This is a genomic window from Paenibacillus sp. PastF-3 (assembly GCF_029893135.1).
Lineage (GTDB): Bacteria > Bacillota > Bacilli > Paenibacillales > Paenibacillaceae > Paenibacillus_AQ > Paenibacillus_AQ nitricinens.
This window is the reverse complement of record NZ_JARXWM010000011.1, coordinates 1-20,289: the sequence shown is the minus strand read 5'-3', so window position 1 is coordinate 20,289 and position 20,289 is coordinate 1. Positions and strand designations below refer to the sequence as shown.

Annotated in this window: 23 protein-coding genes and 1 rRNA gene; 21 read left to right on the top strand and 3 right to left on the bottom strand. The window is 45.0% G+C overall.

Features of this window, described 5'->3' with window-relative positions; genetic code table 11:
• The first annotated feature begins 29 nt into the window (after positions 1 to 29).
• On the top strand, positions 30 to 2,381 hold the full coding sequence (locus M2444_RS20680; protein WP_348536928.1) for an O-antigen ligase family protein: 2,352 nt from the start codon (positions 30 to 32) through the stop codon (positions 2,379 to 2,381).
• Here M2444_RS20680 and M2444_RS20675 read toward each other — a convergent pair.
• Both M2444_RS20675 and M2444_RS20670 read right to left on the bottom strand, forming a co-directional pair.
• The gene (locus tag M2444_RS20675; protein ID WP_094877855.1) at positions 2,370 to 3,023 is read right to left on the bottom strand and encodes an SdpI family protein; all 654 of its coding nucleotides are present in this window, start codon (positions 3,021 to 3,023) and stop codon (positions 2,370 to 2,372) included. The two genes, M2444_RS20680 and M2444_RS20675, sit on opposite strands and share 12 nt — an antisense overlap.
• A 2-nt stretch (positions 3,024 to 3,025) precedes the next feature.
• Positions 3,026 to 3,364, bottom strand: a complete 339-nt coding sequence (locus tag M2444_RS20670) for an autorepressor SdpR family transcription factor (RefSeq protein WP_094872426.1) — start codon at positions 3,362 to 3,364, stop codon at positions 3,026 to 3,028.
• 376 nt (positions 3,365 to 3,740) lie between these two features.
• On the opposite strand from M2444_RS20670, the gene uptA reads away from it, so the two are divergent.
• The 18 genes from uptA (at position 3,741) to M2444_RS20580 (ending at position 18,314) form a co-directional block, all read left to right on the top strand.
• Positions 3,741 to 4,355, top strand: coding sequence for an undecaprenyl phosphate transporter UptA (uptA, locus tag M2444_RS20665; protein ID WP_094872424.1), 615 nt, complete (start codon positions 3,741 to 3,743; stop codon positions 4,353 to 4,355).
• Positions 4,352 to 4,918: a thioredoxin family protein gene (locus M2444_RS20660; protein ID WP_094872423.1), complete on the top strand. Its 567-nt coding sequence runs from the start codon at positions 4,352 to 4,354 to the stop codon at positions 4,916 to 4,918. The genes uptA and M2444_RS20660 overlap by 4 nt, the downstream gene beginning before the upstream one ends.
• 5 nt (positions 4,919 to 4,923) lie before the next feature.
• Positions 4,924 to 5,553 (top strand): MBL fold metallo-hydrolase, encoded by a 630-nt coding sequence (locus M2444_RS20655; RefSeq protein WP_094877852.1) that lies wholly within the window; start codon positions 4,924 to 4,926, stop codon positions 5,551 to 5,553.
• A 286-nt stretch (positions 5,554 to 5,839) separates the two neighbouring features.
• Complete coding sequence (locus tag M2444_RS20650) at positions 5,840 to 6,163, top strand: hypothetical protein (RefSeq protein ID WP_280787918.1); 324 nt, start codon at positions 5,840 to 5,842, stop codon at positions 6,161 to 6,163.
• A 75-nt stretch (positions 6,164 to 6,238) separates the two neighbouring features.
• Complete coding sequence (sigY, locus tag M2444_RS20645; RefSeq protein WP_094872418.1) at positions 6,239 to 6,784, top strand: RNA polymerase sigma factor SigY; 546 nt, start codon at positions 6,239 to 6,241, stop codon at positions 6,782 to 6,784.
• The gene (locus M2444_RS20640) at positions 6,771 to 7,106 is read left to right on the top strand and encodes a YxlC family protein (protein ID WP_094872416.1); all 336 of its coding nucleotides are present in this window, start codon (positions 6,771 to 6,773) and stop codon (positions 7,104 to 7,106) included. The genes sigY and M2444_RS20640 overlap by 14 nt, the downstream gene beginning before the upstream one ends.
• Positions 7,103 to 7,315 (top strand): hypothetical protein, encoded by a 213-nt coding sequence (locus M2444_RS20635; protein ID WP_094872414.1) that lies wholly within the window; start codon positions 7,103 to 7,105, stop codon positions 7,313 to 7,315. Before M2444_RS20640 ends, M2444_RS20635 begins: the two co-directional genes overlap by 4 nt.
• A gap of 52 nt (positions 7,316 to 7,367) precedes the next feature.
• Positions 7,368 to 7,559 carry a PLD nuclease N-terminal domain-containing protein gene (locus M2444_RS20630; protein WP_094872413.1) on the top strand — a complete coding sequence of 64 codons (192 nt, stop codon included), beginning with the start codon at positions 7,368 to 7,370 and terminating at the stop codon, positions 7,557 to 7,559.
• Positions 7,559 to 8,473: an ABC transporter ATP-binding protein gene (locus M2444_RS20625; RefSeq protein ID WP_280787917.1), complete on the top strand. Its 915-nt coding sequence runs from the start codon at positions 7,559 to 7,561 to the stop codon at positions 8,471 to 8,473. The genes M2444_RS20630 and M2444_RS20625 overlap by 1 nt, the downstream gene beginning before the upstream one ends.
• On the top strand, positions 8,470 to 9,240 hold the full coding sequence (locus M2444_RS20620) for an ABC transporter permease subunit (RefSeq protein WP_280787916.1): 771 nt from the start codon (positions 8,470 to 8,472) through the stop codon (positions 9,238 to 9,240). Before M2444_RS20625 ends, M2444_RS20620 begins: the two co-directional genes overlap by 4 nt.
• A 244-nt stretch (positions 9,241 to 9,484) precedes the next feature.
• Positions 9,485 to 9,868 (top strand): ATPase, encoded by a 384-nt coding sequence (locus tag M2444_RS20615; protein ID WP_094872408.1) that lies wholly within the window; start codon positions 9,485 to 9,487, stop codon positions 9,866 to 9,868.
• Between the two features lie 122 nt (positions 9,869 to 9,990).
• Positions 9,991 to 10,278 (top strand): Asp-tRNA(Asn)/Glu-tRNA(Gln) amidotransferase subunit GatC, encoded by a 288-nt coding sequence (gatC, locus tag M2444_RS20610; protein WP_094878640.1) that lies wholly within the window; start codon positions 9,991 to 9,993, stop codon positions 10,276 to 10,278.
• Positions 10,279 to 10,305: 27 nt separating this feature from the next.
• Positions 10,306 to 11,763 (top strand): Asp-tRNA(Asn)/Glu-tRNA(Gln) amidotransferase subunit GatA, encoded by a 1,458-nt coding sequence (gene gatA, locus M2444_RS20605; protein WP_094872405.1) that lies wholly within the window; start codon positions 10,306 to 10,308, stop codon positions 11,761 to 11,763.
• 11 nt (positions 11,764 to 11,774) lie between these two features.
• A complete protein-coding gene (gatB, locus tag M2444_RS20600) occupies positions 11,775 to 13,220 on the top strand; it encodes an Asp-tRNA(Asn)/Glu-tRNA(Gln) amidotransferase subunit GatB (protein ID WP_440960807.1) in 1,446 nt (481 codons plus the stop codon).
• Between the two features lie 142 nt (positions 13,221 to 13,362).
• On the top strand, positions 13,363 to 13,833 hold the full coding sequence (locus M2444_RS20595; RefSeq protein ID WP_280787914.1) for a GNAT family N-acetyltransferase: 471 nt from the start codon (positions 13,363 to 13,365) through the stop codon (positions 13,831 to 13,833).
• A 46-nt stretch (positions 13,834 to 13,879) separates the two neighbouring features.
• Entirely contained in the window at positions 13,880 to 15,790 is a 1,911-nt protein-coding gene (locus M2444_RS20590) for a DUF4097 family beta strand repeat-containing protein (protein ID WP_280787913.1), read from the top strand.
• A 126-nt stretch (positions 15,791 to 15,916) separates the two neighbouring features.
• On the top strand, positions 15,917 to 16,348 hold the full coding sequence (locus M2444_RS20585; RefSeq protein WP_094872400.1) for a Fur family transcriptional regulator: 432 nt from the start codon (positions 15,917 to 15,919) through the stop codon (positions 16,346 to 16,348).
• A 244-nt stretch (positions 16,349 to 16,592) separates the two neighbouring features.
• Entirely contained in the window at positions 16,593 to 18,314 is a 1,722-nt protein-coding gene (locus tag M2444_RS20580; RefSeq protein ID WP_280787912.1) for a glycosyl hydrolase family 18 protein, read from the top strand.
• Positions 18,315 to 18,427: 113 nt separating this feature from the next.
• On the opposite strand, the gene M2444_RS20575 is transcribed toward M2444_RS20580, so the two are convergent.
• Positions 18,428 to 18,793, bottom strand: coding sequence for a DUF2614 family zinc ribbon-containing protein (locus tag M2444_RS20575; RefSeq protein WP_094872397.1), 366 nt, complete (start codon positions 18,791 to 18,793; stop codon positions 18,428 to 18,430).
• Between the two features lie 127 nt (positions 18,794 to 18,920).
• Between M2444_RS20575 and M2444_RS20570 the strand changes: the two genes are divergently transcribed.
• Positions 18,921 to 19,799, top strand: coding sequence for a nucleotidyltransferase-like protein (locus M2444_RS20570; RefSeq protein WP_179281681.1), 879 nt, complete (start codon positions 18,921 to 18,923; stop codon positions 19,797 to 19,799).
• Between the two features lie 428 nt (positions 19,800 to 20,227).
• Positions 20,228 to 20,289 (top strand): 16S ribosomal RNA (locus M2444_RS20565); the annotation flags it as partial.

The following is a 20,289-nucleotide window of genomic DNA, read 5'->3' as shown; positions in this document are numbered from 1 at the left end:
GATAACTTAACGAATATAGGGGTATCTAAATGGGGAGCGTTAACAGAGAGCGGAATCCGGATTCAATAATCGTATATTTTAGTGCAGCCTTAGTCATCGCAGCCGGAGTAGGAGCTTGTTTGCTGCGGGGATTTTTTTTTACAGAGGAGATGTACCTCTTTCTGACCCTATGGTTTGTGATGTGTTCTGCTGTTTTGCTTTATTTGTACATTGGCGTAAGCAATAGGAGAAGTAGCTTAGGGGGAGCAAGTGGAGTAAGTAGAGCTTTGAAAATAATGTTGGCTGCACCCTTAATAGTTCTATCACTCTATCTGATTCATTCGCTAAGAGAACCCCTTTCGGCACAGGGAACAATGAATGAAATATTACGGTGGGGCTTGTATGCTAGCTTTGCATTTTTGGTTTGTTTTTGTGCGTTGAATCGGGTGGGGCGTCAGCTTATCATTGCCGCATGGACTATATTGGGCATGTTCTTAAGCATAAGTGCTTTGCTGGCAGTGTGCGGGGTACTAGAGTTACCTTTCGCTGTAGCCTACAGCAATTCACCGGAAGTAAGCATCACTGGTGCCAGATTAGCAGGAGTGATGGAATATCCTAATGCTTTTGGTGCTGTGATGGCTGTTTTTCTATTGGAGCGGTTGTTTGCTGTCGCTGCTTATTATGAAAGACCTCAGAAGATTGTGAGGATGTCGCCAGCAGGAGGTTGCGGTGTTGGGCGAGAGTCTGAAAAGACAGGGATAGAGTATACCGGGTTGGGATATGGGAGTGAGTGCGTAGAAGAGGAGCGTGGGAGTGAAAAGGTAAGCGTAAATGTAGGAGTGGAGCGGCGAGAAGCGGGAAGCACGGCCGCCGCGCTGCTGCGCTTGCTGCCGCTGTTCCCGTACGCCGCCGCGCTGCTCCTCAGCGAGTCGCGCGGCGCGTGGCTGACGGCGGCTTGTGCCTGCACCGCCGTCTTGCTCTGGAAGCGGCAGCTCATCGCGCCGCTTCTTACCGCTGGCGCCGCGCCCGTGGTCGCCGCGGCGCTGCTCTACCGCCAACTGGCCCGTGCCGGGTTGGCGGTAGAGCCTCTGCCCGGCCTGCTGTGGCTGGCCGGGCTTTGGGCCGGCGCGTGGCTAGCCGGCCTATGGCTGTGCCGCAGCCAGCGCAGCGCGGCGGGCAGTGCCCGAGCCGCCATGCTGGCATTGGCGGCGGCAGGTTGGACGGCGGCGGGCACCGCCGTCCTCCTGCACGTGCGCGAGCGGATCACCGGACCGTCAACGACGGTATCCGCGCGTGGTCTGTTCTACCGCGACGCCTGGCGGCTGGCGGTAGAGGCACCTTGGCTGGGGCACGGGGGCGAGACTTGGCGGAGTTCATATCTCGCCGCCCAATCCCGCCCTTATGTTGGCAGCCAAGTGCATAGCGGTTATCTCGACATCCTGTTGAACCTAGGATTTGTCGGCCTCGCAGCCATACTGTTAATGCTGCTGGCAGCAGGCTGGTTGCTGGCTAAGAGATCGCTGCGTCTCTTGCCGCCATTTTTGGTTATCGTTTTGCATAGCGCAGTCGATTTTGACTGGAGCTACGGATTAATCTGGCTGCTGCTTTTTTGGCTGCCAGCACTTGCCCTGTCTGAATATGAGCAGAAACATCAATCTGTGAATACCCGCTTTACGTCCATAAGTTTGTTCACCACTCATTTCGGACCCGTGACTCCACCGCCAACTCAATCGACGTCCGCGAGCCCACAGGCAACTCACCTCGAGTCCGCGACCTCGCCTAAACTCGCCCATCCATATCCCCGCCGACTATTCATCACTGCCGCCTGCTCCCTTTATCTCATGCTATCTGTATTGTCCCTTCATGCCGCACAAGGAGAGAGGTACTACAGGCAAGCAGTTCAGACGGTTGATTCCTCGGTGAAGATAGATATGCTACAGCAATCGCTAACGTGGAATCCCCGGTCTCCTAGAACAGCGGTAGAATTATCCAGGCTGCTTACGAACGAGAAGGGCGTGAGAATACTCCAGCAGAGCTTGCTATACTCCCCGAGGAATGCACGTTTAAGCTGGGAAATGGCTGGGCGATGGATGTACAGTGATGATCCGGGAGCTGCACTGTATTGGATACATCGAAGTATTCGGTTGGATAAATACAACAACGCTAAGTGGGTCAAAGGAATTGAAGGCATGCTAATGATGGGCCGAAAAAAGTTAGCGGAAGGGAATCGAGTGGAGGCTATAAACTGTTTTGCCTCAGGAAATGAGCTTTTGCGGCAGTATAGAGTGTTGGCAGACTACGAGGCTGGAAAAGGTGAGCAGCATAATGATCGAAAGTTCCAAATGACAGAACAAGCCGACGACCTGAGTCGGCGGCTTAGGGGATTAGCTTCACGATTTTAACTGACGCGAAATGATCCAAGAGTACAGAACGGGAACGATAATAGCAAGCACAAGTGCCGTAATAATAAGGACCTGAGACAAGATTCCGCTCCAAAAGGCTCCTCCAAAAATGAGCAACCCACCGATCATCCACATTCTTCCCGAGAGACGATGTGTTTTTCGCCACACCTCTGGGCTGGAAAGTGTCCATGCTGTACGAACACCGAACAAATAATTATCTTTTATCTGTGGCATGAAGTTGCCGAGCGCAATAAACATCACTCCGACGGCTCCTATAGCAATTTTGCCCACGTTAATATCTTTTCCCAATCCGTAAGCAACTGTGAGCACAAGCATGAGATTAAAAAGCACCCCAATAGTGAGTCTGCTCATGGCATAAGCATTTTCGAACTTCTTGTAATTTTCTCGCTTAGGGTCGATGCTGCGTGTGAACTGCAATATCAGGGGGAGCACAATGCCCAGAATACCCCACATGGGAATAGCTATGTTTTTATCCCAATAGCGGTTGACCTTGCCGGTAATTCCGAACTGGGCAGGCAACTCTTGCGGCAGCTTACCGTAATTGATTAAAGCATAAGCTAGTGAAGCTAAACCTAATATTACAATTAGTGTATCTTGCCATCTCCATTTAAAATCCTTCATCGTCAATCAGCCTCCTTCTCAGAATCAATATTCTGACGGCTTTGCTTTCCGTCCAAAGCTTTACTTTCCGTCTCCGTTTGCTTTCCTGTACCTGTTAGCTCGAGCAGCCAGCCAAGAACCTCTTCCAGAACCGTCGTATTTAAGGAATACACAATGAATTGACCTTTTCGTTCATCCTGTACGAGATCGGCATGCTTCAGAGCATTCAGATGGTGAGAAATACTTGGTTTAGACATGTTGAAGAAATCGGCGATTTCACCTGCGGTGCGGTCTTTTTCCCTTAGTAACCGAATGATTTGGCGACGGGTAGGGTCAGCTAGTGCTTTGAAAGACTCATTCATATGCCACCAGCCTTTCGATATTTAGGTAATTATCTAAATATATAATAATCCTTCGTATTCTTATCTGTCAATGTGTACCTTCCTCATTTTGGGGTTAATCGAATGGTCCCAACTCTTTTTAAGAGAGGATCGAAATAGGGTGACGGCCTTGTTCCTGTAAGTAGAAGTGATAAGGTTGCTTGTGCTAGAATAGGCTAAGAGAAACTGGAAAAAAAGCAGAGCGGCAAAGCTTCTATAAATATAAGAAAATAAAAGTTTAGTATCTATACTTTATTTCTTATATTTCTCGCTTAAACGTCTAGCGTCTTTATAGTCGTCAAAGATGTTTATGTTTGATACATAGCCATATTCTGCAGAAAATGGAGGAGGAGCACGGTTGCATATTATTTCTGATCTGATCTCAACATTGTTTGAATGGATTCAAAGTCTTGGTTATTTTGGGATTATGATCGGACTTATGATTGAAGTCATCCCGAGTGAAATCGTACTGGCTTTCGGTGGCTTTTTAGTATGGAATGGAGATATTAATTTTTTTGGTGCCGTATTATTCGGTACGATCGGCGGAGTCATTGCACAGATTTTTGTATATTGGATTGGTCGTTACGGTGGCAGACCTTTTCTCGAGAAATACGGCAAATATATTTTTATTCAAAAGAAGCATATTGACCATTCGGAAGAGTGGTTCAATAAATACGGGACGGGCGTAATCTTTACAGCACGTTTTATTCCCATTGTTCGCCATGCCATTTCTGTTCCAGCGGGTATTTCTCGTATGCCTTTAGGTAAGTTTACTTTGTTGACTACGCTTGCTGTTATTCCATGGAGTGCATTGTTTGTATATCTGGGGATGACCTTGGGGAATAAATGGGAAGATATTGACCAAGTAGCCGCTAAGTATACCAACGAAATTATTCTTGTAGCGATCGCTCTGATCATCATTTACTTTGTGTTTAAATGGTACAAATCCAAGAAAAAGGGGACTACAAAATGAAGCAGAATGTAGCTCAAAAGTTTGGAAAAGGCCTAACACCGCGCCAATTCGTAGAAAGTATGACGAAGAACCAACAGGCCTTTGAATCCTGGTATGAGAAGTTTACTTGGGAAGATGAGAACGATAAGGAATATTTCGAAAGTCTGAACCACCGAGACGATTTGCGGGTACTAATCCTGGCAGCGGATTGGTGTGGAGACGTAGTACGCAACATTCCTGCTGTATTCCGTATTCTGGAGACGGCGGGTATGAAGACAGAGGTATTCATTTTGGAAGAGAATCTGGATCTTATGGATAATTTCTTGACCATGGGTGGAAGATCTGTACCCGTCGTGATTTTTGCGGACACTGGCGGATATGTGCTCGGACATTGGGGTCCTAGACCAGAGCATGTGCAGCGTATAATGAGAGAGTTCAAACGTGAGAATCCTGATCGTGAGGCCGCTGATTACGACAGCAAAATCGCAGAAGCACGTACAGCAATGGGGCAAGCTTATGGGGAAGGAACGGAATATCAGACAGTGATTGCCAAAGAACTGCGTAGTCTGATTTCCGGATTCTAGGGCAGATGCTAAATATTCGTTCATTTAATCTGGGTCCGCTTCAGACGAATGCCTACTTACTGACAGGTGCGGATCCTGCGAAGGGTATCATCATAGATCCCGGTATGAATCCTGCTGCGTTAGTGCGGAGTATCGAAGGAATGGAAATCGAAGCTATTTTGTTAACACATGCACATTTTGATCATATGGGCGGTGTGGATGAAATTCGTAAAGCTAAGAAATGTCCTGTTTATTTACATCCACTTGAAAGTGAATGGCTAAGCAGCCCCAAGCTGAACGGTTCACTAATGTGGTCGGAGGTGTCACCTCCTCTAGCTACAGATCCTGCGGAATATGATCTGGCAGAAGGGCAAGTTCTGCAGTTCATTGGACACACTTTCCGTGTATACCATACACCTGGTCACTCTCCAGGCAGTGTAAGTTTCCTTTGTGGAAATGATCTATTCTCCGGAGATGTACTCTTTAAAATGGGAGTTGGACGTACAGATTTGCCTGGTGGTAGGGAACGAGATCTGTTTGATTCTATTCGTGGCAAGCTATACAAAATGGATGATGAAGTGAAGGTTTATCCAGGACATGGTCCACGGACAACTATTGGATTTGAAAAGATTCGCAACCCTTATGTTCAAATATAAGGAAGTATAAGTTTTGCACCTATACTTTATGTCTTATATTTCTCGCTTAAACGTTTGTCGTCCTTATAAGGACACCGAAGGCGTTTATGCTTGCTCAATAGACGTTGGTTCTAGTAGAACCGACAAAAACCGAGGAAGTTTTAATAGACAAAAGACTACAAAAGGACTAGAATGAGGTTAATTAAATGTAACATTTACCTCGCGAAGCACGCAGACTGCGGAATTAATCCCGGTTTGCGTTCTTTTTTTGTCTTCATATAGGCTTAAAAGCATGGAGGGAAGTAGAATGGAGAAGAATATATACTACCCGCTGGACTATGGTTGGTATGACTCCAAGGAGAAATGGAACCATTTTTGCAGCAGTAATTGCCGATTTTTTTCGGAGTGTCCAGGAAAGGCTGGCTTTTGTGCATCCGAAGAACGTAGAGACATACAATTTGAAAATAAGGATCTTCGTAATGGCTTGCTTCAGGAGACCAGTGGGGTTTACGGGGGAGTATCAGTGTTTTCAGGAGACGAGATCAGAAGGACGTCTCTTTTTTGGCATTTTCCGGCAAGGGAAGGGATCATTCAGCCCTGGCGGCGCAAGTTGTGGGATCTCAAAAAATAATTATTAAGTGGAATGAACGATTCATAATACATATTCGTACTACAAATAGAAACGAAATCTTGAATGGAGGGGCAGATGAGCGATCAGTCGCTGGAGAGAATCAGACGGGCACAGCAGGGAGATACTTCAGCATTGTCTTCACTGCTGCGAGAACACTATACTTTTTTATTCAAATATTTAATCAAGGTGACCATGGACCCGTTGCTGGCAGAGGATCTTGTACAGGACACCATGGTCAGATGTATGGAGAAGATCAGCACCTATAACGGAACTTCTTCCTTTTCCTCTTGGTTAATCACAATTGCCACCAGAATATTTATTGATCGCAAGCGGCGCTGGAAGCGTGAAGCGGAATGGAAACAGCGGGAGCAGCAGGAACAGGGGATCCGTTCGATTCGTTGGCGATTTGAGAGCAGAGGGGAAGAGTGGAGTGAAGTGCTGGATTCCCTCTCCAGATTACCCTCTGCACAAAGAGTGGCTGTGCTATTGAAGCATTACTATGGCTATAGTTATGACGAAATTGGCGAGATCATGCGAGTTCCTTCAGGTACAGTCAAGTCGCGTGTATCCCTTGGTCTTAACCAACTACGAAAGGAGCTGAATGAGGATGGAGAAGGATAAAGATAAGGAGCCTGAGATGTATTTGCACAAGCTTTCAAATGAGCTTGACCGGTTAGATGCACAATATAATGACATCACACCACCTTCATTACAGGAACTGGAGAGGTTAATGGTTGATGCCTCTGTGCATAGAAAGAGCATGGAACGTAAAGAGCTGCTGTTATTCTGGGGCATATCTTTGATCCTGGTCAGCGTATTTCTATCCATTCTCGGTTCTGCACCGATAATCTATTGGATTATTCAAGCGATTATTCCTATTGCGGGACTCAGTGCTCTAGGAATAGCGAGGATTAGGAGAAACAGAGAAGGTGCGCAAGAATGAATGAGCTGCAGGATGTGCCCCTATGGTTATGGTTTTGCATAGCTATAGCATTAATGCTGCAAGGGACATGGCTATTCCGGGATGCAAGACGACGCGGAAGAAAAGCCTGGTTCTGGGGTCTATGGGCTATAACTACAGTTCCTTCACCTGCTTTGGTCTATTTACTTGTTGTCATTCTACCGGAAAGACGTAGGCGAAAGAAGTTGTAAAGGTCCGGGATATGAGCTCGTTCCTTTCATAACACAAAAGGAGTGGTAATTCATGGAAGATGTAAAATGGGGATTAATTATGCCGTTGATCATTTTGCAGGCTTTACTGGCTATTATCGGTTTGATTTCTTTAGCCAAAGCAGATAAAGTGCGCGGTCCAAAATGGTTGTGGATTATAGTCATTATTTTCGGAAATATATTAGGCAGCGTAGCTTATTTCACGATAGGAAGGAAAGATGTCTAATGTCACTCCTTCAAGTTACAAATATACGCAAAAGCTATGGGGCGCATATTTCCGTACATGATATAAGCTTTGATATTGAAAAAGGAAGATGTGTTGCCTTACTAGGGCCCAATGGTGCAGGCAAGACGACCACACTACGTATGCTGGCAGGTCTTCTAGAACCTACCTCTGGAATGATTTCGTTTGAGGGGAGCCGTCCTGGATCAGAATATCGCAGAGGACTAGGATATGTACCGCAATCCCCAGCCTTTTACGGTTGGATGACTGGACAGGAGTATGTTGTGTTTGCTGCAAAGCTTAGTGGAATGGGAGCTAAAGAAGCAACAAGCAACGCTTTGGAATCGCTTATGCGTGTAGGCCTCAAAGACGATGCACGCCGCAAGATTGGTGGGTATTCCGGGGGGATGAAGCAGCGGTTGGGTCTCGCACAGGCACTTGTGCATCGCCCTCGACTGCTTTTACTGGATGAGCCCGTATCTGCACTTGATCCGATCGGCCGCAGGGAAGTGATGGAATTGCTGCGAGAAATACGTGAAGAGACAACGGTAGTTTTCTCCACGCATGTGCTGCATGATGCGGAAGAGATTTGTGACGATATTATTTTAATGAATCATGGACACATTGCTGAGCAGGGGTCTTTGTCGCAGCTTCGTTCACAATACAGCCTTCCTGTTATTCGTTTACGTACCGAGAAGCACAAAGAAGCCATTCAGTGGCTGGAATCTCTTGCCTCAAAGCCGTTTGTACTGGAGTCGGAGTTGTTTGGAGATCATGCGGTTTTTAATGTGAATAATGTGGAAAAGGCCCGCCAGACGATTTTGCAAGAAGCAGCGCAGCTCGAAATTCCATTGCTGCAATTTGAAGCAGGCTCTTCCACATTAGAGGATTTATTTATGAAGGTGGTGGGCGTATGAGCAGCACCTGGGTCCTTTATCGAAAAGAAATGCTCGAGATGGCTCGCAGTTATAAGCTAATCTGGATACCTGTCGTGTTCATCATTTTAGGCATTATGCAGCCTTTAACCACTTATTATTTGCCGGAAATATTAAAAGCCTCCGGGGATGTGCCCCCAGGTCTGCTGGAAGGGTATGAAATACCGAGTGCCGCAGTTGTGATGGCGCAAGCACTGGGACAGTATGGAACAATTGGAATGCTGGTATTGGCGCTAGGCTCGATGAATACTTTAGCTGGAGAACGCTATAGCGGAACTATGGAGTTAATTCTAGTAAGACCGGTTTCTCCCGCGGCCATAGTGATCGCTAAATGGACAGCTCAACTGACCCTGCTTGTTGTTGCGCTTGGATTGGGTGCAGCGGGTGCAGCTTATTACACGGAGCAGCTAATTGGATCGCTATCATGGGGCGAGGTTATCGCAGCTTCAGGGGTATATGGTTTGTGGTTATTATGTATTGTCTCGGCTACGTTGTTGTTTAGTGCCTTTTTAAGACCTCCAGTAGCCGCTTTTTTAGCACTGGCGTTAATGGCTGGATTGTCATTAGGCTTAAGCTTATTGCCTACATGGTTTGACTGGACACCCGCAGGACTTTCCGGGCTGTCAGCAGGAATTCTTACAGATGGAGAGGGCTTTAGAGCAGGTCCATATCTTTCTGCCGGTGTATTGATCCTAATTTGCCTTGTTGGGGCCGCCCTTTTGACAAGAAAGAACAACCTTCCCAATTGATTATTAAGCTGTGCTGTATCGAATATAGTATATTTTAAAATATAAGAAAGTATAAGTTTCACGCTGTACATTATCCTTCTATTTCTCGCATAAACGCGTATCGTCCTTAGGGGACGCCGAAGGCGTTATTGCTTGGTACAATTTTCAGGATCGTCTGGCCTGCCGCTAGACAGTTCTATCTTTTTTTAGTAGACTGTTGAAACAAGCAAAATCATGATAGATTTTGGGGTCAGGAGGTAGGGCGATGCTGCGTTTAGGAGAAAAGATTGTCATTGTTGCGGACGCTTTTGAGCAGAGTCTTCCTATCGGGGAATACGGCTACCTAATTGCTTACGACCGCAATCCCGATAATGCGTTTGACTATGTTATACGTGTACCGGAAGCCAATAGGAACTTTTATGTTCCGGCTGAAGACATTGAGGCGGAAGAACATTTATTAGTAGCTGAGGCTGAAAGAGCAACGCATGAAGCGTTAATTGATTATGCTTTGTCCACGTACAATGAGAAGCTGTTCCATCATTTGATGAACGGTGAAGATATGGATACAGAAGAGACGGAAACAACGTCAAGCGAAAGCATGTCCCAAGCAGATTTCATTAAACAAGTGAATCTTAGAGCTTGGATTTAAGGAAGGCCGGCGAAAGCCGGCTTTTTTGTTATAACCCCATCATTGAATTGTCTAAGCTTCTACAATATAATTAAAAACGTTATCCGGGCACTTTAGCCCTTTAATTAGGAGGGATTTATCTTATGAGCATTACCGTTAAAGATGTGCAGCATGTGGCCAAGCTGGCTCGTCTGCAATTGAGCCCGGAAGAAGAGGCAACCTTTACAGAACAAATGAATGCTATTTTACAATATGCTGAGAAGTTGAATGAGCTAGATACGGAGAATGTGAAGCCGACCACGCATGTACTGCAGGTCAGTAATGTGATGCGTGAGGATGTTGTGAAGGAAAGCCTAACGCAAGCGGAAGCACTTCTTAACGCACCTGATGATGAAGACGGACATTTCAAGGTTCCGGCTGTTTTGGAATAACTACATAATTAGAAAGGGGGAAGAATCTTGAGCCTGTTTCAAAATCGATTGCCTGAAGTACATCGCATGTTAACTGCTAAAGAGGTATCGGTCAGTGAACTGACTGAAGAATCGCTGGCGGTTATCGCTGAGCGGGATAAGAAAGTAAATGCATTTTTGACCTTGAACGAGGAGGGCGCTCGTAGCACCGCACGCGCTTTGGACGACAAACTGGCATCCGGAGCAGCACGTGGGTTGCTTTTTGGTCTTCCTGCGGGAATTAAGGATAATATTGTAACGAAAGGACTGCGTACGACCTGTGCCAGCCAATTTCTAAACAATTTCCAACCGATTTACAACGCTACTGTTGCTTCAAAACTGCAGCAAGCAGATGCCGTAACCATTGGTAAGTTGAATATGGATGAATTCGCGATGGGCGGTTCTAACGAGAACTCAAGCTTTGGTCCCGTACGCAATCCTTGGGATTTAGAGCGTGTGCCTGGCGGTTCCAGCGGTGGATCTGCTGCTGCAGTAGCTGCGGGTGAAGTGTTCTTCTCATTAGGTTCTGATACTGGGGGTTCCATCCGCCAGCCAGCCTCCTATTGCGGCGTTGTAGGTCTCAAACCTACCTACGGCCTTGTGTCACGTTACGGTTTGGTAGCCTTTGCTTCCTCTCTGGATCAGATTGGCCCGCTTACGCGTAATGTAGAAGATTCTGCATATGTTCTTCAAGCGATTGCTGGTTATGATGCACAGGACTCTACTTCAGCTAAGGTAGACATTCCTGATTATTTGAGTTCGCTGACTGGTGATGTTTCCGGTCTTCGTATCGCTGTACCTAAGGAATACTTGGGAGCGGGTGTCGATGCTTCAGTTCGTGAGACGGTCTTGTCCGCACTTAAGGTGCTGGAAGGAATGGGCGCTGTCTGGGAGGAAGTTTCATTACCACATACGGAATATGCAGTAGCGGCTTATTATTTGCTGTCTTCATCGGAAGCTTCATCGAACCTTGCCCGGTTTGACGGTGTACGTTATGGCGTACGTGTAGATGAAGGTGGAGGATTGCTCGATCTGTATCAAAATTCCCGAAGTCGCGGCTTTGGTCCTGAGGTAAAACGTCGTATTATGCTGGGGACTTATGCACTAAGCTCTGGATATTATGATGCTTATTATTTAAAAGCGCAAAAGGTGCGCACTTTGATTAAACAGGATTTTGATGACATCTTTAAAAAATATGATGTGGTCATCGGCCCAACAGCGCCTACTACAGCATTCAAATTAGGTTCACAAACGGAAGATCCGCTGACTATGTATCTGAACGATATTCTTACGATTCCTGTGAGCTTGGCGGGTATTCCTGCCGTTAGCGTTCCTTGCGGCTTTGCGGAAGGCATGCCAGTAGGCCTGCAAATAATCGGTAAAGAGTTTGACGAGAGTACGATTCTGCGTGTTGCTCACGCTTTTGAACAAAATACTGATCATCATAAGCAGCGTCCACAGCTGTAGTAAAGGAGGGAATGGGATTACTTATGTCTAAATACGAAACGGTCATCGGCTTAGAGGTTCACGTAGAGCTTCATACCAACTCCAAAATCTTTTGCGGATGCTCCACTGAATTTGGAGCCCCGCCTAACACACATACCTGTCCTGTCTGCCTGGGTCACCCCGGCGTATTGCCAGTGCTCAACAAACAAGCGGTAAATTACGCTATGAAAGCAGCGATGGCGCTGAACTGCACCATCGGTGATGTTAGTAAATTTGACCGCAAGAACTATTTTTACCCCGATTCTCCGAAAGCCTATCAGATCTCACAATTTGATCAACCTATCGGTTTGAACGGCTGGATTGACATTGAAGTCAATGGAGAGACCAAACGGATCGGCATTACTCGTCTACATTTGGAAGAGGATGCGGGTAAGCTGACGCACGTAGATGGCGGTTTTGCTTCGCTTGTCGATTTTAACCGGGTGGGAACTCCACTTATCGAAATCGTATCTGAGCCAGACTTGCGCTCCCCAGAGGAAGCTCGTGCTTATCTGGAAAAAATCCGTGCCATTATGCAATACTGCGACGTATCGGATGTGAAGATGGAAGAAGGATCGATGCGCTGTGACGCGAACATCAGTCTACGCCCAGAAGGCCAAGAGGAATTCGGTATTAGAGCAGAGCTTAAGAACATGAACTCCTTCCGCGGTGTGCTGCGTGGACTGGAGTATGAACAATATCGTCAGGCTGAGATCCTGGATGATGGTGGAGTAGTTGTACAAGAGACTCGCCGCTGGGATGAAGCCCAAGGGAAAACTTTATCTATGCGTGGGAAAGAGGAAGCGCACGATTATCGTTACTTCCCAGATCCGGATCTGATCGTGCTGCATATTGACGATGCCTGGAAAGAATCCATTCGTTCGACGATCCCGGAATTACCGGATGCAAGACAAGCTCGCTACAGTGAAGAACTGGGTCTTACAGCTTATGATGCTGGTGTGATCACTTCCTCTAAACCTTTAGCGGACTTTTTCGAAGAATGTCTTACTTATACGCAGGATGCCAAGGCTGTAGCTAACTGGATCATGGGTGAACTGCTTGCTTATTTGAATAGTAATAACCTGGAATTGCCTCAGGTCAAAATTACGCCGCAAGGGCTCGGGGAAATGATTGGCCTCATTGCAGGCGGAACAATCAGCAACAAGATCGCTAAAACGGTATTTAAAGAAATGCTAGAAAGCGGTAAATTGCCTGCTGCAATCGTTGAGGAAAAAGGTCTGGTACAAATCAGTGATGAAGGTGCCATTAAAGGAATTGTGGAAGCTGTCGTAGCTGCTAATCCACAATCAGTGGAAGATTATAAAGCAGGTAAACAGAAAGCAATCGGTTTCCTCGTAGGACAAGTTATGAAAGAAAGTAAAGGTAAGGCAAATCCAGGTCTTGCGAATAAACTTCTGATCGAGGTATTGAGCAGCTAAACCTTATATTTCTCGTATAAACGCTTGCCGTCCATAAAAGGACGCCAAAGGTGTTTAGACTTGGGGTAAAATACTTATGTAATAAGCTAAGGGCTTGTCGGCAACGGCAGGCCCTTAGCGGCATATAAGGGGACTAGTAGGGATGAATACAATTATTAAGCTAAACCTCCAGGATGATAGTACCATTAATGAACTATGGAGCCTCCAGCATAAGGCCTACCGACTAGAAGCTGAATTAATAGGGTTCCGTGAGATCCCACCGCTTATGGAGACGAGAGAGATGCTCAGCCACTCTAAAGAGGATTTTTACGGCTGCTTTGATGAAGATGAAGAACTGATGGGTGCTATTGCTATAGAAGAAGAATCCCCGGGTAAACTCACGATTACGCGGATGATGGTGGGACCGGACTTTTTCCGTAGAGGGATTGCAAGCAGTCTTTTGGAATATGTATTTGAACATTTTTCAGGGATGGAGCAATATATCGTATCTACGGGGAAGCTAAACTTGCCTGCCGTATCTTTGTACAGCAAGCATGGTTTTGTACCTATGGGATCGCAGGAAGTTGCTCCCGGTGTGGAATTGATTGATTTTTATCGGAGTGGTTCACTTTGAAGAAGCATTTACACAGATCGTTGTTTACGAAAGGAGGAGCCGAGATATGACAAATGATTCTGCAATGCTCTCAGCGCAGGAAGAGCAGCGGGGTTCAGCCGTTCTTGAGACTACGGAGAGTGAGATTCAGAAGAAGATAATCCCTCCACGTCCAAAGCGGCGCCGCCGCAAACGCAAATTTATCGCTGGACTATTGGCAGCTCTCATCCCGGGAACTGGGCACTTATACTTTGGGCTTCTCCGCAAAGGAATTACCTTTATATTCTTGATACTATTGGATATCTCAGCTTTAATATATTTCTCATCCATTGGAATGCAGATTAATGTTCCATTGCTGATTTTACTTGCACTAATTATTCCGGCGGTATATTTCTATAATGTGTATGATGTACTGCAATCAGCGGACAAGATTCTTCGTTACCCTGAAGATCAAGAGCTTGATGATCCTATGGCAAATATAAATACACCTCCTAAGCGTCGTAGTATCGTCAGTGAACCTGGCGTATCCTTTGGATTTCTACTTCTTTTAGGGGGAGCAGTTCTCATTTTGTTTCGCCAAAAGCCGGCATGGCTGCAATTTTTTATTGAGCATTACTCCGAAGTGGCCGTGTCTGCCGTTTTATTATGTGGTGGTATATATATAGGAGTAAGAGAAATTGTCAGAGGAATCGTTTCGCGCAAAAAAAATGAGTCTCATAACCGGCATGTAGGAAGATATACGGCATCGGTCTTGCTTATTGCTATTGCCATCCCGTTGTTTCTGGATTGGAGAGACGGGTCGGATTATATGCTTTTACTCTTGAAGTGGTGGCCGGTCATCCCAGTGTTATGGGGGATTGAGTTCCTGTTCATGTATTTCTTCTCTGGTCGTTCAGGCTCTGTACAGAAGGGAACAAGAATCAGATTAGATTTACGCGGCCTTTTATCTGCTATATTGCTTGCTGCGAGTGTGTTTATCGTTGCCGAACAAGAACATTATTTATATCTGTGGAAAAATGTGAGTCTCAACCTTACAGCAGCTGCAGTCGACTATGGCGAGGCGAAGGGAAGCAAATTTCAGAAAGCTCCGCTTATTGTTCCAGTGAAGTTAAATACAGCTAAAATATCCGTTGATGGTATTAATGGGGATATTTTATTGCATCGGGCACCTGTAGATAATATTCAAATTACTACTACAGTTTGGGTAGATCAATTGGAGGGTCCGATGGCTGAAGCCATTTCGGAGCAGTCCTTTGTGGACGTTGTTGAAGGACCAACCATAAAAATCACTTCAAACAGCAAGGCTTATGGAGAATCAGGTAAGCGTCAGCCGCGAATGGATTTGGACATTTCTTTGCCGGAGGACCGCCGGTTTAACCTCGATGTTCGTACTATGAATGGTGGGATCACCCTGCAGAACATAGAAGCGATCGAAGATATTTCGCTGGAAACGGGGAATGGAGAACTTATTCTTCATCGTATCTTTGGTAATGTGAAAGGCAAAACACTGAATGGAGCTGTGCGTGCGAGATCCGTCCAGGGCAGTGTTGATTTATCAACGAGCGGTGGCAATATGAATGCATGGAATGTCACAGGAGCCTTGAAATTATCAACGGCAGTTGGCAATATCGGTGCATCCGGGAATGAAGCCGAGATCGATATTTCTAGCAAAAATGGTAATTTAGAGATTGATGGAGCTAGGTCGAAGCTGCATGCAGAATCCTTGAATGGCATCATTGATGTTCGTTCACATGAAGTCGGAGGAGACTGGGACATTTATAGTGCAGTTGGCGATATTCAATTGTATTTGCCGCAGTTAGGGAACTATAAGTTGAATGGCTCAAGTGGATATGGCGATATTATTTCAGATTTACCTATCTTAACCATTGATAAGAAGAAGATATCTGGTGAAGTGGGCACAGGTGAGTTCAAGATTCAGGTTGAGGGAAACAGCAACTTAAATGTGAGAGGTTATTGAAAAAAGTAATTTTTCTTATATAATAATGAATATAATGTATCGACTTCGTTGACAAGATTGAAAACCCAGTCTTACAATTATAAGAAATATTTCTTTTATTTTTAAATTTAAAAGGCGGTGACAGTCATGGGGAGTGGCGTACAACATGCATTGGAACAATTAAAAACAACAGGTGTCCGTATAACGCCCCAGCGTCATGCGATTCTTACGTATTTGATGGAAGCAATGAATCATCCTACAGCTGACGATATATATCGGGCATTAGAGCCTAAATTTCCGAGCATGAGCGTGGCAACCGTATATAATAATCTCAAGATGTTTATGGAAGCTGGCATGGTTCGTGAGTTGACCTATGGGGATAGCTCCAGCCGTTTTGATGCCAATGTGTCTGATCATTATCATGTTATCTGTCAACAATGCGGTAAGATTGAGGATTTCAGTTATCCTTCGCTTAGGGATGTAGAGCTGCATGCTGAGCAAGCTACAGGCTTTAAGATTACAGGATTGCGTATGGAACTGCATGGATTTTGCGAAAGTTGTAAAGAGAAGCAGCATTAAGACTAGAATAGAACGGTGTCAAGGTGATATACCAAGTGGCCACAATAAACGTGCGAAATCCGAAAGCGGAGGACTCACGTTTTTATTTTTATAAAAATATAAAGACGACAATGTCGTTTCTACTTGAATATAACAATTTGTAGGATAAATGACTATTTTCTACTGGTTATACGAAACCAAGTGGATGTTATAATCGTAATGTTAGAATCTATTAAAAATCATATTATTATCTGGAGGATATATTTTGGACAGAAGACTGGGACAGAGGCACGTCAAAAAGCGCGGAGGTTTTTTTAGGCGTTTATTTGGACTCTTAATCATTGTAGCAGCAGCATATTGGGTAGTGTTTTATGTATTGCCAAATCGTCAGCACATAGATGTAGATTGGAAAGCTCAAGCGCATCCCATCTTTGTAAAAGGAGAGCATACAGGTTATTCTGCCTCTGGAACTGGGGATAGCATGCTATTACCATTACCATTGTTGCAAGAGTATGTGGATCCTTCCATTCGTTATGAAGAGAAGACCAAATCGGTCATTTTATCAACGGATAGTGAGCTCCTTTACATGCAGGAGGATAAAACTGATGCTAGTCTGAATAATCGTCCGTTGCAGCTGCGGTTAGCGCCTGAAGTAAAGGAGAAAGTGACCTACCTTCCTGCGGATGTATTAGAAGATCTATATGGGTTTGAAATACAGGAGGATACAAATACCGGAGCAATATTACTAATGACGGCAGGAGAGTCTGTCTCGCTAGGAAAAGTTAAAGGTGAAAAAGGCGACAAGTCAGTAGCTCTACGAAATGAGGCATCCATTCACGCACCTATAGTTGCGGATATGTCTCCAGGGGCAGTCGTGAATATTTGGAATGAAGAAAATAAGGACTGGCTATTTGTACAATTAAGCAGCGGGTATGCAGGTTATGCCAAGGCAAGTGACATTGTTCGGGATGGTCAAAAGACAGTGGAACCGAAAAAATCCACACCAACACGTGCTGAACGTAACTGGAAAGGGAAGTCAGTGAATTTGTATTGGGAGGCTGTTTACCAACGCAAACCTAACCCAGAAACCTTCGGTGAGCTACCAGGCGTTAACGTGGCTAGCCCCACCTGGTTTAGTATTATAGATGGTGATGGCAATGTGCGCAGTCAGGCCGACAGTGCGTATGTGCAGTGGGCGCATGGGCGCGGATTAGAGGTATGGGGGTTGCTTAGCAATAGCTTCGAGCCAGACATGACTACTGAGGCATTGTCCACCTATGAGAAACGGATGAATGCAATCGTGCAGATCTTAGAGTATTCGGATTTATATAATTTGGATGGAATTAATATCGATTTTGAGAATGTGTATACGAAGGACGGAGAGAATGTCACTCAATTTATGAGAGAGCTAAAACCGATGGCTCAGGCTAAGAATCTAATCGTCTCCATAGACGTGACACCTAAATCTAATAGCGAGATGTGGTCAGCATTCCTTGATCGTAAGGCTCTGGGGTCATTAGTCGATTATCTAATCGTGATGGCTTATGATGAACATTGGGCGGCTAGCCCTATCGCGGGCTCTGTTGCCTCCTTACCTTGGGTAGAGAATTCAATAAGCCGGATCATAGAGGAAGACAATGTGCCGCCTGAGAAGGTGATTTTGGGGATCCCATTGTACACCCGCATCTGGACTGAGGCACAAGTAGATGGTAAGACAAAGGTAAGCTCCAAATCGGTTAGTATGAATGCCGTTGAAAAAATTATCAAAGAGAAGAAGCTAACTCCTACATTTGATAAGGATGCTGGGCAGAATTACGTAGAGTACAAGGAAGATGGCGCTCTTAAGAAAATATGGATAGAAGATAAGGTGAGCTTAAAATCAAGAGTTGAGCTTGCTAAGTCCATGGGGCTTGGAGGCATCGGATCATGGAATCGGAGCTTTAGCAATTCGTCAGCATGGGAAGCATTACAAGAGATTCATAAGTAATCATAATTATTTATAGCAAACAAAGAGGCTCCCATATCGGGGGCCTCTTTGTTGTATTAGCAAATATTTGAGTGCATTTTAACTAGTTAGTAATGAGCCTCTGTAAGGTGTGTTTAGCGGTTTAGTTGCTGATGCTCAAGCTGATCCGCAGTAATGGTGGCCTCAGCAGGATCCATAGTAAGAATGGTGTGACAGAACATACAGCGGTCTGTTTTGCCGAGCATCTTGGTCAGCTTGTGACATTCAGGGCACTCTAGCTGAACAGCACTCGTTGAGAGCATACCAGCCCAGAAATAGATCGCAAGACTTGCCATCATGGAAATTAAACCGATTACAAGTCCGATTCCGGCGAATACTTTCCCGGTTGATCCCCAGAATACGATGCCTGCTGTACCCAAAACCATAAGTCCCATTCCGAGCATTGTGAGCAGTAATCCCCATGTGCGAAAAGCGTTGATCTTAGCCGTTTTAAACTTCATGAGTGTTTGCTCCTAACTAAATATAGTTGGGTTGTCCAGAAGGAACTGTCTTTCATATGTAGAATAATAATTATAACTGAATTATAACTGACTGGACGCAAATTCGCCAAATTTAATGGAGGGAAGCATGGAATTATCCAATGTAACTTTGTTGAGTGGAGAAACGTTTGAAGAAAATGTTTTAGGAGCTGTCGCTTTGCGGCAGAAAGGGAGTACTCCTTTTCAAAGCGCACTACTTCACGATTTTGATATGGTTGTGTTAGTTTTACATGAGGAACAGGATTTAGAACATATTGTTCGCCACACCATTGCCGGTGACACACGGACCCAGTCAGTCCATATTGGCCTTTCCGCTTTGGAGAGGGCTGTCATGGCGGGAGATAATAACGAGCTCCTTACTAGTTTGATGATTGGGGAAGTGATTTGGGATCCCAAAGGAATACTAGGGGATATGCGCCGGGAGATTTTACAATTTGAAGGGCCTCTTAAGGAACGAGTGGAGTTCATGGAGTTTGCACGATTCTTGCATTTGTATGTGAAATCTAAACGGTATATAGAAGCTGGCTACATTATGGATTCGTATAACTGTGTATTGATGGCACTATATCATTGGGCAAGAATAGAAGTGAGTGAATCTGGTTCATTTCCAGAGCCGGCTATTTGGGAGCAGGTTAAAAGTATGAACACCTCAGTCCATAAACTATATGAGGAACTAACCATCAGCACGGAGACCTTAGAACAAAGAGTAGAGCTTGTACTTCTAGCGTGTGAATTTGGGATCATGTCCAAAATGACGGATTGTTGTGCATTGCTTTTTAATATTCTGAATAGCCGTAAGGAAGCGTGGAGTATAAAAGAATTACTACAGCATTCTGGCCTGTGTCAATTAGAGGCTGAGTTGCCCCTAGTTTTACGAAAGCTTGTTTCTCGATCGCTAATCCGTGAGATTACTTTATGGGCTGACGGTCATGGGGGAGAGGGTCATGCGATCCGATATACCTTATAGAGAAGAAATTAGATGCAGGATTTGCCGGTAATCTATAGATAAAATAAGTAGGGATAGGGAGAGGCTAAGCACTCTCTTTTTTGTTTGCACGCTATTATGAAACGCTCATATTTATGCTAATAAATTTATGGTTGACTCTTTCATAGTTCATGTGTTAAATTATAACTCGTCCCTCTGACACAGAGATGTGCTTTCGAAAACATTCGAAAGACAACCGAAAAAAGAAATTAAAAAAAAGGTTGACTAAAACGAGGACGCTGTGATATATTATAAAGGTCGCTGCTGAACAACACAACGACGAAATAAACAGCTTGATCTTTGAAAACTGAACAACGAGTGAGTAGGAAATCACGAAAGTGAATTCCAAAATTAGAGAATTAATTTTCTCGTCAGATGTTTCAAAATGAGCATATCGCTCTTTTCAATACTAATTGGAGAGTTTGATCCTGGCTCAGGACGAACGCTGGCGGCGTGCCTAATACATGCAAGT

What these genes read in the sequence shown, in the direction of transcription:
- M2444_RS20680 (WP_348536928.1), top strand. Translation starts at nt 30, where the DNA reads ATGGGGAGCGTTAACAGAGAGCGGAATCCGGATTCAATAATCGTATAT.
- M2444_RS20675 (WP_094877855.1), bottom strand. Translation starts at nt 3,023, where the DNA reads ATGAAGGATTTTAAATGGAGATGGCAAGATACACTAATTGTAATATTA.
- M2444_RS20670 (WP_094872426.1), bottom strand. Translation starts at nt 3,364, where the DNA reads ATGAATGAGTCTTTCAAAGCACTAGCTGACCCTACCCGTCGCCAAATC.
- M2444_RS20660 (WP_094872423.1), top strand. Translation starts at nt 4,352, where the DNA reads ATGAAGCAGAATGTAGCTCAAAAGTTTGGAAAAGGCCTAACACCGCGC.
- M2444_RS20655 (WP_094877852.1), top strand. Translation starts at nt 4,924, where the DNA reads ATGCTAAATATTCGTTCATTTAATCTGGGTCCGCTTCAGACGAATGCC.
- M2444_RS20650 (WP_280787918.1), top strand. Translation starts at nt 5,840, where the DNA reads ATGGAGAAGAATATATACTACCCGCTGGACTATGGTTGGTATGACTCC.
- sigY (WP_094872418.1), top strand. Translation starts at nt 6,239, where the DNA reads ATGAGCGATCAGTCGCTGGAGAGAATCAGACGGGCACAGCAGGGAGAT.
- M2444_RS20640 (WP_094872416.1), top strand. Translation starts at nt 6,771, where the DNA reads ATGGAGAAGGATAAAGATAAGGAGCCTGAGATGTATTTGCACAAGCTT.
- M2444_RS20635 (WP_094872414.1), top strand. Translation starts at nt 7,103, where the DNA reads ATGAATGAGCTGCAGGATGTGCCCCTATGGTTATGGTTTTGCATAGCT.
- M2444_RS20630 (WP_094872413.1), top strand. Translation starts at nt 7,368, where the DNA reads ATGGAAGATGTAAAATGGGGATTAATTATGCCGTTGATCATTTTGCAG.
- M2444_RS20625 (WP_280787917.1), top strand. Translation starts at nt 7,559, where the DNA reads ATGTCACTCCTTCAAGTTACAAATATACGCAAAAGCTATGGGGCGCAT.
- M2444_RS20620 (WP_280787916.1), top strand. Translation starts at nt 8,470, where the DNA reads ATGAGCAGCACCTGGGTCCTTTATCGAAAAGAAATGCTCGAGATGGCT.
- M2444_RS20615 (WP_094872408.1), top strand. Translation starts at nt 9,485, where the DNA reads ATGCTGCGTTTAGGAGAAAAGATTGTCATTGTTGCGGACGCTTTTGAG.
- gatC (WP_094878640.1), top strand. Translation starts at nt 9,991, where the DNA reads ATGAGCATTACCGTTAAAGATGTGCAGCATGTGGCCAAGCTGGCTCGT.
- gatB (WP_440960807.1), top strand. Translation starts at nt 11,775, where the DNA reads ATGGGATTACTTATGTCTAAATACGAAACGGTCATCGGCTTAGAGGTT.
- M2444_RS20595 (WP_280787914.1), top strand. Translation starts at nt 13,363, where the DNA reads ATGAATACAATTATTAAGCTAAACCTCCAGGATGATAGTACCATTAAT.
- M2444_RS20590 (WP_280787913.1), top strand. Translation starts at nt 13,880, where the DNA reads ATGACAAATGATTCTGCAATGCTCTCAGCGCAGGAAGAGCAGCGGGGT.
- M2444_RS20585 (WP_094872400.1), top strand. Translation starts at nt 15,917, where the DNA reads ATGGGGAGTGGCGTACAACATGCATTGGAACAATTAAAAACAACAGGT.
- M2444_RS20575 (WP_094872397.1), bottom strand. Translation starts at nt 18,793, where the DNA reads ATGAAGTTTAAAACGGCTAAGATCAACGCTTTTCGCACATGGGGATTA.
- M2444_RS20570 (WP_179281681.1), top strand. Translation starts at nt 18,921, where the DNA reads ATGGAATTATCCAATGTAACTTTGTTGAGTGGAGAAACGTTTGAAGAA.